Annotated in this window: 9 protein-coding genes, 1 other RNA gene and 2 pseudogenes; 9 read left to right on the top strand and 3 right to left on the bottom strand. The window is 31.2% G+C overall.

Annotated features, from left to right (window positions below; all coding sequences use genetic code 11):
• A pseudogene (locus tag J6V67_RS06120) lies at positions 1 to 332 on the bottom strand (RNA pseudouridine synthase); the annotation flags it as partial.
• 81 nt (positions 333 to 413) lie between these two features.
• On the opposite strand from J6V67_RS06120, the gene purB reads away from it, so the two are divergent.
• The 3 genes from purB to J6V67_RS06105 all read left to right on the top strand — a co-directional run bounded on the left by purB (position 414) and on the right by J6V67_RS06105 (position 5,667).
• Positions 414 to 1,745: an adenylosuccinate lyase gene (gene purB / locus J6V67_RS06115; RefSeq protein ID WP_291860240.1), complete on the top strand. Its 1,332-nt coding sequence runs from the start codon at positions 414 to 416 to the stop codon at positions 1,743 to 1,745.
• A gap of 17 nt (positions 1,746 to 1,762) precedes the next feature.
• Entirely contained in the window at positions 1,763 to 4,141 is a 2,379-nt protein-coding gene (locus J6V67_RS06110; RefSeq protein ID WP_291860237.1) for a ribonucleoside-diphosphate reductase subunit alpha, read from the top strand.
• A 65-nt stretch (positions 4,142 to 4,206) separates the two neighbouring features.
• Positions 4,207 to 5,667, top strand: coding sequence for an amino acid permease (locus J6V67_RS06105; RefSeq protein ID WP_291860234.1), 1,461 nt, complete (start codon positions 4,207 to 4,209; stop codon positions 5,665 to 5,667).
• Here the strand turns inward: J6V67_RS06105 and ruvC are convergent.
• Positions 5,664 to 6,140, bottom strand: coding sequence for a crossover junction endodeoxyribonuclease RuvC (gene ruvC, locus J6V67_RS06100; RefSeq protein WP_291860246.1), 477 nt, complete (start codon positions 6,138 to 6,140; stop codon positions 5,664 to 5,666). The genes J6V67_RS06105 and ruvC overlap by 4 nt on opposite strands.
• 121 nt (positions 6,141 to 6,261) lie before the next feature.
• Between ruvC and dnaA the strand changes: the two genes are divergently transcribed.
• From dnaA to J6V67_RS06075, 5 genes and pseudogenes are all read left to right on the top strand, one after another.
• Positions 6,262 to 7,572: a chromosomal replication initiator protein DnaA gene (gene dnaA, locus J6V67_RS06095; RefSeq protein ID WP_291860231.1), complete on the top strand. Its 1,311-nt coding sequence runs from the start codon at positions 6,262 to 6,264 to the stop codon at positions 7,570 to 7,572.
• A gap of 133 nt (positions 7,573 to 7,705) precedes the next feature.
• Positions 7,706 to 8,776, top strand: a complete 1,071-nt coding sequence (gene dnaN / locus J6V67_RS06090; protein WP_291860229.1) for a DNA polymerase III subunit beta — start codon at positions 7,706 to 7,708, stop codon at positions 8,774 to 8,776.
• A 38-nt stretch (positions 8,777 to 8,814) separates the two neighbouring features.
• Positions 8,815 to 11,127 carry a DNA topoisomerase (ATP-hydrolyzing) subunit B gene (gyrB, locus tag J6V67_RS06085; RefSeq protein ID WP_291860243.1) on the top strand — a complete coding sequence of 771 codons (2,313 nt, stop codon included), beginning with the start codon at positions 8,815 to 8,817 and terminating at the stop codon, positions 11,125 to 11,127.
• 8 nt (positions 11,128 to 11,135) lie between these two features.
• Positions 11,136 to 11,579: a preQ(1) synthase gene (gene queF, locus J6V67_RS06080; protein ID WP_291860226.1), complete on the top strand. Its 444-nt coding sequence runs from the start codon at positions 11,136 to 11,138 to the stop codon at positions 11,577 to 11,579.
• Positions 11,579 to 12,763, top strand: a pseudogene (locus tag J6V67_RS06075) (HD domain-containing protein); the annotation flags it as partial. The gene queF and the pseudogene J6V67_RS06075, both read left to right, overlap by 1 nt.
• A 33-nt stretch (positions 12,764 to 12,796) precedes the next feature.
• Here J6V67_RS06075 and ffs read toward each other — a convergent pair.
• Positions 12,797 to 12,894, bottom strand: an RNA gene (ffs, locus tag J6V67_RS06070) — signal recognition particle sRNA small type.
• A gap of 47 nt (positions 12,895 to 12,941) precedes the next feature.
• Here ffs and J6V67_RS06065 point away from each other — a divergent pair.
• Positions 12,942 to 13,370 carry a hypothetical protein gene (locus tag J6V67_RS06065; protein ID WP_291860222.1) on the top strand — a complete coding sequence of 143 codons (429 nt, stop codon included), beginning with the start codon at positions 12,942 to 12,944 and terminating at the stop codon, positions 13,368 to 13,370.
• The last annotated feature ends 43 nt before the right edge of the window (positions 13,371 to 13,413 follow it).

Genomic DNA, 13,413 nt, shown 5'->3' with positions numbered 1-13,413 from the left:
TTTTTTCCCCATAAAGCCCAAATTTCATCACATAAACTATAATTACAATATCTACCATTTGGATGAGTTAAAACTCCGCTTGGTTTATCAAAAACTCCAAATTCATCACACTCAAAAATCGGCTTTACTCCCACTGGCTTACACTCATAATCTATAAAAAATAATTCACCATTTACAGTACTATTTTTATCTAATGTCACACCATTTTTATCAATTAATCTACCCTTATCACAAAGCTTTTGAGCTTGGCTCATTGTATAGCCACGAGATAACAAAATTTGATAAGTTTTCTGCCCGATAAATTCACCAATTTTCATCTTAACATATGCCATTTATTAACCTAACTTTTAGAACATTTTTTATATAATATTAGATTAACTATTATATAAAAAATCAGCAAAAAAGGTTCTGAAATGGTAGAAAGATACGCTAGAAAAGTTATGAGTGATAAGTGGAGTATGCAAGCTAAATATGATGCATGGCTAAAGGTTGAAATAGCAGCAGTAAAAGCTTGGAATAAGCTAGGATTTATTCCAGATAACGATTGTCAAAAGATCTGTGAAAATGCTAAATTTGACATTGCTCGTATAGATGAAATAGAAAAAACTACAAAACATGATGTTATAGCATTTTTAACAAGTGTTAGCGAGAGCCTTGGAGATGAGAGTAGATTTGTCCATTTTGGTATGACTAGTAGCGACTGTATAGATACAGCTGTAGCTTTGCAGATAAAAGATAGTATGGAGCTAATCTTAGATGATGTTAAAACTTTGATGAATACAATCCAAATAAGAGCAAACGAGCATAAAAATACTCTAATGGTAGGTAGAAGTCATGGTATTCATGGTGAGCCTATTACATTTGGACTTGTGCTTGCAATCTGGCACGATGAAATTAAAAGAGCATATGAACTATTAATGCACTCTAAAAAAGTAATAAGCACTGGTATGATCAGTGGAGCAATGGGAAATTTTGCGCATGCCCCACTTGAACTTGAAGAACTAGTATGTCAAAATTTAGGCCTAAATCCAGCCCCAGCAAGTAATCAAGTAATCCAAAGAGATCGTTACGCTCAAGTAATTTCAGCACTTGCTATACTAGCTAGTAGTTGTGAAAAAATTGCTGTTGCTATTCGCCACTATCAAAGAACAGAGGTTTATGAAGCAGAAGAGTACTTCTCTCCAGGGCAAAAAGGCAGCTCAGCAATGCCACATAAAAGAAACCCTGTACTAAGTGAAAATGTAACAGGATTATGTAGAATGATTCGCTCATATGCTATTCCAGCAATGGAAAATGTAGCACTATGGCATGAAAGAGATATCAGTCACTCAAGCGTAGAGAGATTTATTCTACCAGATGCTTTTATCACAACTGATTTTATGCTAAATAGATTAAATGGCCTACTAGCAAATTTAGTCGTATATCCAGAAAATATGATGAAAAATTTAAATTTAACTGGTGGATTAGTATTTTCTCAAAGAGTCCTTTTAGAACTTCCAAAACTTGGAGTAAGCAGAGAAGATGCATATAAAATCGTCCAAAGAAATGCTATGAAAGTTTGGGAAGATCTCCAAGAGGGCAAAAAAGCGATCAATGAAAATGGCGAAAGTCTATTCCTTCAAAACCTACTAAATGATAGCGAGTTGAGAAAAAAACTAGATGAAAATGCTATAAAAGAGTGCTTTGATTACTCTTACTACACAAAAAATGTAGATGCGATTTTTAAACGTGTGTTTGAGATTTAAATAAGGGCTAGCGGTATATGAAAGTTATAAAAAGAAATGGCAGAACCGAAGAGCTAGATATCTCTAAGATTAAAAAATACACAAGCGAAGCAGTAGAAGGGCTAGATAATGTCAGTCTAAGCGAACTTGAAGTTGATGCAAAAATTCAATTTCGTGATAATATCACAACCGAAGAGATACAACAAACCCTTATTAAAACTGCAGTAGATAAGATTGACATAGATAGGCCAAATTGGACATTTGTCGCAGCTAGACTATTTCTATATGATTTATACCATAAAGCTACTGGATTTAGTGGATATAATAGTCTTCAAGATTATCTAATTAAAGCTGAAAAGGAAGGTAGAATTTTGCTAGGTCTTAAAGAAAAATATGACCTAGATGATCTAAACGCATATATCAAACCAGAACGTGATATGCAATTTACCTACCTTGGTATAAAAACCCTATATGATAGATATCTTATCAAAGATAGAAATGGAAAGCCTATAGAACTTCCTCAGCAAATGTTTATGGCAATTTCTATGTTTTTAGCTCAAAATGAACTAGACTCACAAAGCTGGGCAAAAAAATTCTATGATATCATTAGTAAATTTGAAGTTATGCTAGCTACTCCAACTCTATCAAATGCTAGAACTACTAGGCACCAGCTCTCTAGTTGTTATGTAGGAAGCACACCTGATAATATAGAAGGAATTTTTGATAGTTATAAAGAGATGGCTTTATTATCTAAATTTGGTGGTGGAATCGGATGGGATTGGTCTAAAGTCCGTGCAATGGGTGGTAGCATTGATGGACACAAAAACGCAGCTGGTGGAATAATTCCATTTTTAAAAGTTACAAATGATATTGCTGTTGCTGTTGATCAGCTTGGTACTAGAAAAGGGGCGATTGCTGTTTATATTGAACCATGGCATATGGATGTTAGTGATTTTCTTGACCTTAGAAAAAATTCAGGCGAAGAACGCCGCAGGGCTCACGAACTATTCCCAGCACTATGGATTAATGATTTGTTTATGCAAAGGGTAGAAAATAATGAACGCTGGACACTATTTGACCCAGCTGATACACCAGATTTATGCGATCTATATGGAGATGAATTTAAAGATAGATATATCAAATATGAAAATGATCCAGATATAGCCAAAAGTGTAGTCCAAGCAAAAGAATTATGGAAAAAAATTCTTACTAGTTATTTTGAAAGCGGTATGCCATTTTTATGTTTTAAAGATAGCGCAAATAGAGCCAATCCTAATTCCCATAAAGGTATAATTAGAAGTTCAAATTTATGTACCGAGATATTTCAAAATACAGAACCAAACTATTACCAAACAAAGGTAATATATACAGATGGAAGCTACGATTTATTTGATGAAAATAGTGATATAACTGTAGATGGAGGCTATACTAAAAAAGCTAAAAAAATTACTGCTTTAGATAGATTAAATAATAAAGATATATTTATAGTAGAAAAAGGACTAACAGATGGCAAAACAGCCGTATGTAATCTAGCTAGCATCAATCTAAGCAAGATCAATACTCCTGAAGATATCGCTAGAGTTACACCAATTGCTATTAGAATGCTTGATAATGTTATTGATCTAAATTTTTATCCACATGCTAAGGTCAAACATACAAATATAGCTAGTCGCTCAATTGGTCTAGGTGTGATGGGAGAGGCCGAGATGCTAGCTACTAAACAGATACAATGGGGTAGCTACGAACATCTAGAAAAGATAGATGAAATTATGGAAAATATTAGCTATAATGCTATATATGCCTCAAGTAATTTAGCAGTAGAAAAAGGTGTATATCCAGATTTTGAAGGCTCAAACTGGTCAAAAGGAATATTTCCAATTGACCTAGCCAATCAAAATGCAAAAGCCTTGGTAAATCGTGGTGGAAGTCTATTTGATGAAGGAAACTGCGACTGGGCAAAACTAAGAGAAAAGGTAAAAAAAGATGGTATAAGAAATGGCTATTTAATGGCAATTGCACCAACATCAAGCATTAGTATCTTAGTAGGCACAACCCAAACAATAGAACCAGTTTATAAGCGAAAATGGTTTGAACAAAATCTAAGCGGTATGACTCCATGTGTAGTACCAAATTTAAGTCCAGATACTTGGCAATATTATACCCCAGCCTATGAATTAGACCAAAGACTGCTAATCAAAGCTGGTGCAATCCGTCAAAAATGGATCGATCAAGGCCAAAGTCTAAATATCTTTATGAGTTTAGATAAAGCAAGCGGAAAATATCTAAGCGATATATATATGCTAGCATGGTCTTTAGGAATAAAATCAACATACTACCTAAGAAGTGAAAGCCCAGACTCAAGTCAACTCGATAATAAACCAATTGATCGTAGCATTGAGTGTGAAGGGTGTCAATAAATTTAATTCATAGCTAAGATCTATTCTAGCTATGAATCTTTTAATTCTATTTAATAAGGATTATCTTGTCAAATCAAAATACATTAAAACGAGCAATGCACTCACGCCATTTAAATATGATTGCAATTGGCGGTGCTATTGGTACAGGACTTTTTGTTGCTAGTGGCAATACTATTGCTACAGCTGGACCTGGTGGAGCGCTTTTAGCTTATGCATTAATAGGTTTTATGGTCTATTTATTAATGCAAAGTCTAGGAGAATTAGCTACATATATGCCTGTAGCTGGAAGCTTTCATGAGTATGGAAGTAGATTTATTAGTTCATCTTTTGGATTTGCTATTGGATGGAACTACTGGTTTAACTGGGCTATTACAGTTGCTGCTGAGCTTGTAGCTGCAGCTATTATTATGAAATTTTGGTTTCCTGATGTACCTGCTTGGATCTGGTCAGGGTTGTTTTTAGCTGGAATTGTACTTATTAATTACTTTAGTGTTAGATCTTTTGGTGAGAGTGAATTTTGGTTTGCGCTAATAAAAGTACTAGCTGTAATAGCATTTATTATGCTTGGTTTAGCTATGATTTTTGGTATTATGAATGGCCATGTTAGTGGATTTAACAACTGGTTTTTAGAAGATACTTCTACAGGACAAAGCGCACCATTTGTCGGTGGAGCATTAGGAGTATTAGCTGTCTTTATGGTAGCTGGATTTAGCTTTCAAGGTACTGAATTAGTAGCAGTTGCTGCTGGAGAAGCTAAAGATCCAAATAAAAGCATTCCAAAAGCTATAAATGCTATATTTTGGAGAATTTTATTATTTTATATATTTGCTATTTTTATTATTGGTACACTTTTGCCTTTTACAGATCCAAATTTACTTAAAAATAGCGAAACAGATATTGCTCAAAGTCCATTTACTATTTTATTTGATAGAGCTGGAGTAGCTTTTGCAGCTAGCGTGATGAATGCTGTTATCTTTACTGCGATATTTAGTGCTGGAAATAGCGGATTATATTCAAGCACTAGAATGCTTTATGCTTTAGCTAAAAGTTCAAAAGCTCCTAAAATATTTGCAAAAACTGATTCTAGAGGGGTTCCAATTTATGCATTAATTGCTACTGCGATTATAGGTGCAGCTTGCTTTTTAACCTCACTTTTAGGAGATGGTGCGGCATATTTTTGGCTTATTAATGCTTCAGCTTTAGCTGGATTTATCACATGGGCGGGAATAGCCTGGTCACATTATAAATTTCGTAAAGCCTATATCGCTCAAGGTAAAGATGTAAATGATCTACCATTTAAAGCAAAATGGTATCCACTTGGGCCAATATTAGCACTTATGATGTGTATTATTGTAATAATTGGACAAAACTATGAAGCTTTAATACAAGGTAGAGATTTTACCACACTTCTTACTAGTTATATTGGATTATGGCTATTTTTGCTTATTTGGGCCGGACATAAAATCATAACTAAAAGTAAAGCCATTGACCCACTTCAAGCCGATATAAAACGCTATAATTACTAAGATTTTATATTAAAACTATGAGTTAAAGCTATTGCTATTGCATCTGTAATATCAAGTGGCTTTATCTCTTTAGTTATTCCTAGCATCTTTTTTACCATAAATGAAACTTGCTCTTTTGTCGCTTTTCCTTTGCCTGTTACAGCTTTTTTGATTTGAAGTGGAGTATATTCACTAAATTCACCATGAATTTGCAAAATTTTAAGCATTAAAGCTCCACGAAATTGTGCAAGTTTTAAAACTGTTTTTGGATTATAAGCAAAAAATATATCTTCTATTGCTACTGCATCGATTTTATGTGCTTTAAATATTAGATCCAAACCTTCACAAAGCTGAGTAATTTGAAATTGTAAATCGTCTTGTTTTATTTTAATAAGTCCAGCCTCAACCAGTGATTTTCTACTGCCAAATTTCTGAATTATCGCATAGCCGCAATTGCGAGTACCAGGGTCTATTCCTAAGATTTTCACATATATCCTTTTAAGTTATTCACATTATTCACATCTTTAGTGAATTTAATTTATAATAATATCATAATAAGTCATTTTTAATTAAATTTTTAGTAGAATATTAGCTAATAAATTTAAAGGGAAAATATTGCTAGGCACAAAAGCGCTTGAAATTTTGGGTCAAGAGATCTCCAAAAGCGAGATGGATAATTACATTTCACGGATTAAATTTAGCGAAAAAGGTTCAAATTCTCAAAGAGTTGTTTTCATCGCTCCTAATGAGCTTATAGCCAGATTTATCCAAACAAAATATGCTAATAAACTAGCTAATATCTACGAAGTTCACACAGGTATAAAGCCTGAGGTTTTAATCACAACCCAAAAGGCAAATTTAAGTATAAAATCAAAAGATGTAAATGTAAAAGAAATTAGAAGTCAAAGTTCACTATTAAATCCTAGCTATACATTTGATAATTTTGTTGTTGGCGATTCTAATCAATTTGCATTTATTAGTTCAAAACAAGTTGCAAGCAATCCAGGAAAAGCATATAATCCGCTATTTATCTACGGCTCAACTGGTCTTGGTAAAACACATCTTTTACAATCCATAGGAAATGAATGTCTAGAAAATGGCAAAACAGTAATTTGTATAACTAGTGAACAATTTACTAGTGATTTTATACGAAATCTAGAAAACCGAACTATGAATAAATTTAAAGAAAAATATCGTAATTGCGATGTTTTACTGATTGATGATGTGCAGTTTTTTCACAAATCAGAAAAAACACAAGAGGAATTTTTTCACACCTTTAATGAAATTCACGCTAAAAAAGGTCAAATAGTAATGACCTCAGACAAACCTCCAAAAATGTTAAAAGATTTTGAAGAGCGTCTAAAAAGTCGCTTTGAATGGGGATTAATGGCTGATATTACCCCACCTGAATTAGATACAAAAATTAGGATTATAAAAACCAAGTGTGAATTTGACAAAATTGATCTAAACGATGATATAATCGAATATATCGCTTCAAATATGGGTGATAATATTAGAGAAATTGAAAGCGCAATTATAAATATTAACGCTTTTGCAAATATTATGCGCCAAGATATCACACTTGAATTTGCCAAAAATGTCATAAAAGATCAAATCAAAGAGAAAAAAGAAGCTATAAGTCTAGAAAATATAATAAAAGATGTAGCACATGAAATGAATATTAAACCAAGTGACATAAAAAGCAAAAATCGTACTAAAAATATTGTAGAAGCTCGTAGAATATGCATTTATTTAGCTAAAACTCTAACTCCAAATTCAATGCCACAACTAGCTTCACACTTTGGATTAAAAGATCATAGCGCAGTTAGTCACAATATTAAAAAAATTAATAATCTAATGGAAAACGATAGCTATTTTAAAGCTAGATTAGAAGAGTTAAAAAATAAAATATTATCAAAGGAATAGTGAATATGTGTGAAAATTCCCTTCAAAGTTTTTCAATAAAATTTACCCGATTTTGCGGTGTTTTGTGTAGTTATTCACAAAATCAACAAACCAACTAAAAAGAAAAAATAAATTTAAAAAATAAAGGCAAAAAATGAAAGTTTTAATCAAAAAGAATATTTTAGAATCAATTATCATAAATACAAACCCTTATCTTGATAAAAAAGATCTTAGTTCAATAACATCTCACATATTCATAAATGCAAAAGATTCAATTCTAACAATTAAAGCTACAGATAATGAAATTGGTCTAAGCTATAAAGCCTCAAATGTAAATATAATTGAAGATGGAATAGCTACTGCAAATGGTAAAAAACTTCTTGATATCATAAAAAGCTTAAAAGATGGTGAAGTTATCTTAGAAACTAATCAAAATCATCTTTATATTAAACAAAATAACTCAAAATATCGTTTACCAATGCAAAAAGCTGATGATTTTCCAGATTTTCCAACAATCCAAAATAAAAAACGCTTTAATATAAATGCAGCAAACCTAAGTAAAAGTCTAAAAAAAATCACAAATTCAATTGAAAATGCAAATTCAAAAATAGAATTAACCGGAGCACTCATTGATATTAAAAATAACAATATAAACTTAGTTGGTACAGATACAAGAAGACTAAGTATCTATACTTTAGACATAGAATCAAATAGTGAACCATTTAGTATAATCATTCCTAAAAAAGCCATAGTTGAAATTCAAAAAATATTCTATGAAAATATTGAAATTTATTATGATGAAAATATATTCATTGCTATTAGTCAAAATTTTGAATTTTTTACAAAATTAATTAATGGCCGCTATCCAGATTATACTAGAGTTATTCCAAAAGAAACTAAAATTAATATAACTCTAAACCGTGAAAAGATGATTGAAGGAATTAAAACAATCTCAATGCTTTCAGAAATTATAAAAATTACAATAACACCTGAAAATATATCATTTGAAAGCATTAATAATGACAATAGCGAAGCTAAAACAATAATTGAACAAAATTTTGATATAAATGAAACTATAATTCTTGGAATGAAAAATAGATTTATTCTAGATTTCTTATCAAGTATTGAAGATAGTGAATTTACTTTATCTTATAATGATCAAGGACTTCCATTTGTACTTAGTTGTGCAGAATTAAAAACAGTAATAATGCCTATAAATGTTTAAGGATTAAAATGCAAACAAATCAAAATTTAGATGAGCAAATAAAAAAAGATTACGGTGCTGGAAATATTAAAGTTTTAAAAGGACTTGAAGCTGTTAGAAAACGTCCAGGTATGTATATTGGTGATACTAATATAAATGGTCTTCATCATATGATTTATGAAGTAGTAGATAATTCTATAGATGAGGCTATGGCTGGACATTGTGATACAATTGATATTGAACTTACTACTGATGGTTCAGCTATAATTACTGATAATGGTAGAGGTATTCCAGTAGATATTCATCCAACTGAAAATATATCAGCTGCAACTGTTGTTTTAACTGTTCTTCATGCTGGAGGTAAATTTGATAAGGATACATATAAAGTTAGTGGCGGCTTGCATGGTGTAGGTGTTTCAGTTGTTAATGCCTTATCTAAAAAATTAGTAGTAAATATTAAAAGAGATGGTAAATTACATCGTCAAGAATTCGCAGCTGGTATTCCACAAACCGAATTAGAAGTAATAAAAACAACTAACAGAACTGGAACTAGTGTAGAATTTTGGCCTGATGAAAGTATATTTGAAATTATTGAATTTAATAGAGAAATTTTAGCTAAAAGATTTAGAGAATTAGCCTATTTAAATCCAAAAATTACTATAAATTTTAAAGATCAAAGAGATGGATTTAAAGAATCATATCACTTTGAAGGTGGGCTTGAGAGTTTTGTAACTGATATGAATAAATCAAATCCAGTTAGTAAAGCAGTTAGTTTTAGTGGTGGTGAAGATGATGTTATAGTTGATTTTGCTCTTTTATATAATGAGACATATAGTGAAAATTTGCTAAGTTTTGTAAATAATATTAAAACTCCAGATGGCGGTACTCATGAGGCTGGATTTAGAGCTGGACTTACTAGAGCAATTACAAATTATATTTCAGCTAATGCCTCAGCACGAGAAAAAGATACTAAAATTACTGGCGATGATATTAGAGAAGGGCTTATTGCTGTTGTTAGTGTAAAAGTTCCTGAACCACAATTTGAAGGTCAAATAAAAGGTAAATTAGGTTCAAGCTATGTAAAGCCAATCGTACAAAAAATGAGTTTTGAAGTACTTTGTAAATATTTTGAAGAAAATCCAAATGAAGCTAAAGCTATAATGAATAAAGCTTTAATAGCAGCAAGAGGTAGAGAAGCAGCTAAAAAAGCAAGAGATTTAACACGTAAAAAAGATAGCTTAAATAGTGTTGGAACACTCCCAGGTAAGTTAGCAGATTGTCAAAGCAAAGACCCAAGTGAAAGTGAAATTTACTTAGTTGAGGGTGATTCTGCAGGTGGTTCAGCTAAACAAGGCCGTGATAGAGCATTTCAAGCTATTCTTCCACTTCGTGGTAAAATTTTAAATGTTGAAAAATCACGCCTAGATAAAATTCTAAAATCTGAAGAGATTAAAAATATGATTACAGCATTTGGCTGTGGTATTGGAGATGAATTTGATGCTAATAAGCTAAGGTATCACAAAATTATTATAATGACTGATGCTGATGTCGATGGTAGTCATATTCAAACTCTACTTCTTACATTTTTCTTTAGATTCCTTACACCAATTATTGAAAATGGAAATGTCTATTTAGCTCAGCCACCACTTTATAGATATAAAAAAGGTAAAAAAGAAATTTATCTAAAAGATGAAAAAGCTTTAAATGAATTTCTGATAGAAACTGGTATTGAGAATGAGGATTTTGAAGGAATTGGAAATAATGATTTAATTGATTATTTAAAGTTAATTAGTGCTTATAGAACAGTTTTAAATGAGCTTAAAAAACGTTTTAATGTACTAACTGCTATTAGATATATGATTGAAAATCCTGATGCTATTAGTAATGAATTTAGCGAACTTTTTGAGGTAATTAAGGCTGAATTAGAAAGTCAAAATTATAATATTTTAAATTCATATATTAGTGAAGATGAGATTAGAGTTTATGTTCAAACTCCAAATGGTCTTGAAGAATTGATTATTAATGATAGTTTATTTGTAAATCCATTATATATAGAGGCTGTACATATATATTCTAAAATGAAAGAGCGTGATATAGATCTACCTGGTGATCCACTTGAAGTATTAGAAAACATCGAAAAAAGTGCTAAAAAAGGTGCATATATTCAGCGCTATAAAGGTCTTGGTGAGATGAATCCAGAGCAGTTATGGGAAACTACTATGAATCCAGAAAATCGCCGTTTACTTAAAATTGATGTAAAAGATATGCAAAGTGCAAGCGATGTATTTGAACTATTTATGGGTGATGAGGTTGAACCACGCCGTGAATATATCCAATCTCATGCTAAAGATGTAAAACATCTAGATGTTTAAGGATAAAAATGGAAAATTTAAAATATGGTGAAAAAATTATAACTGAATTTAATCTTGATAAAGATTTTGAAATTTGGCCAAATACAGCTAATAGAGATTATGCAATTCGCATAACTCTACCTGAATTTGCTTGTTTTTGTCCTCGTAGTGGTTATCCAGATTTTGCTACAATTTATGTAACATATGTTCCTGATAAATTTGTCATAGAACTAAAGGCGATTAAACTTTATATAAATAGCTTTTTAAATCGTCATATCAGCCATGAAAATAGTGTAAATGAAATTTATGAAACACTTTTTAGTAGATTAAAACCAAAATATCTAAGAGTAGTTGGGGATTTTAACCCAAGAGGTAATGTTCATACTGTAATCGAAATTGATAGCAATATGACAAGTGAGAAAAAATATGATACTAGTGCAATTACACGTGAGAATACTAGGAAATTTGATTAATGATAAATTCAAAGCTCATTGAACATATCTTTAAAGCAGCAAATATCTCTAGATGGAATGACTATCCTAAGATGGTTGATTTAGTCGAATTAGATAAACAAGCACATAAATTTATAATTGCATATTTTATTGCAAAACTTGAAAATGATGTGGACATGCGCTATATTATTGAGGGTGGAGTTTTTGAGTTTCTTAGTAGAGTTGTAGTAACTGATATCCGCCCAGATGTCTTTCATCAAATTCAAAAGACTAAATCAGCACAGATAAATAGCTGGATTTTAACAAATTTAGAGCCACTTATAGAAGATATTGAAGATGGTAAATTCTTAGAAAGATTTAAATATTTTCAAGATGATAAAACACATCAAAAAGAAAAACTCATTTTAAAAGCTGCTAGTTATCTAGCTACAAAATGGGAATTTAGCATTGTCTATCAAACTAGTAAATTTTTAAATGGTATAGATGAGTTAAAACAACAAGTTGATGAGGAGCTTGAAGATTATTATGAGCTTATTGGAGTACGTAAGATTGCAATGAATCAAAAGCTTGCTCGTATTGTTGATTTAAGCGGACGATTAAGATTTCAAAAGCGTTGGGCACAGACTGAGCGAATTCCAGAGACTGCAGTGCTTGGTCATATGCTTGTTGTAGCGATTTTTGGTTATTTTTATTCACTTAAGGTTAGTGCGTGTGATAAACGATTAGAAAATAACTTTTATTGTGCGTTGTTTCATGATCTGCCTGAGAGTCTTACTCGTGATATTATTAGTCCAGTAAAATATGGTATAGATGGGTTAAATGAGATAATTAGCGAATATGAAATGAGATTAATCGAAGATAAAATTTTGCCATATATTCCACAAAGTTTTAGAGATGAGTTTAGTTATATTTTAGGTGTTAGAGATGAGAATGGCATGCTAAAAAAAGATGAATTTGAAAACCGAATAAATCGCATTACACCACAAGCTTATCATGGAAGTATGGATAATGTAAATAGCAATGAGTATAATAGTATTGATGGCAAAGCACTTAAATATTGTGATAATTTAGCTGCTTTTGTTGAGGCTGGATTATCTATTAGTTATGGGGTTAAAAGTAAAGATTTAGTTAAAGGATTTAAAAATATTAGATCTAAGTTTAAGAAAAATCCAAAAATTGAAGGTGTAAATTTTGATAAGATTTGCATAGAATTTATAAAAGACTTAGAGATAGAAAACCTCTCCCCAGATGACTGCGGCACACACTCTTAAAAAGTGCTCTGCTATGTTCCCATCCTGAAGCGGTGCTTTTTAAAAGCATTGCACAGGTCTAAGGAAAGGCGAATTAAAATTATATCTATTTTTTACTTAAATTAGGATTATGATGAGCTATAAATTGCATTTTTTATCTATTTTTCGTGAGCTTTTTGTCCCACATTACTATTCATTAGAGTTTCGTGCTAAAATTTTAGCTGCGATGTTGGTAGCTAAAAAGAGCTTACTAGATAGCGATTATGATGATGTAGTAGAGATTGCAAAGGATATTTATGGTGATGATAAAAAACGTATTCATATCTTAGTTCAAACAGTCAAAGAGTATGTGATCAAAGCTACACAAGGTGGTGAGCTAAATTTGGATACTTTATTAAAAGATATAGATTATGAGCTAAAAATGACAAAAAGATATGTCAAAAAAATTGATTTTGCGCATTTGCGTCGTTTGATGGTTAATAGCGATGAGATAGATGCACATTTTCAACAACAAGTTTATGAGTTTTTTTTAAATGAAGTTAAAATTTATTCGCATAGTTAATTGGTTTATATTATATTGCAAATGATATATCTAAATAAAATGG

Origin of the sequence: Campylobacter sp. (genome assembly GCF_017646085.1) — a bacterium.
Lineage (GTDB): Bacteria > Campylobacterota > Campylobacteria > Campylobacterales > Campylobacteraceae > Campylobacter.
The sequence above is the reverse complement of the archived record's forward strand: the minus strand, read 5'-3'. Positions and strand labels throughout refer to the sequence as shown.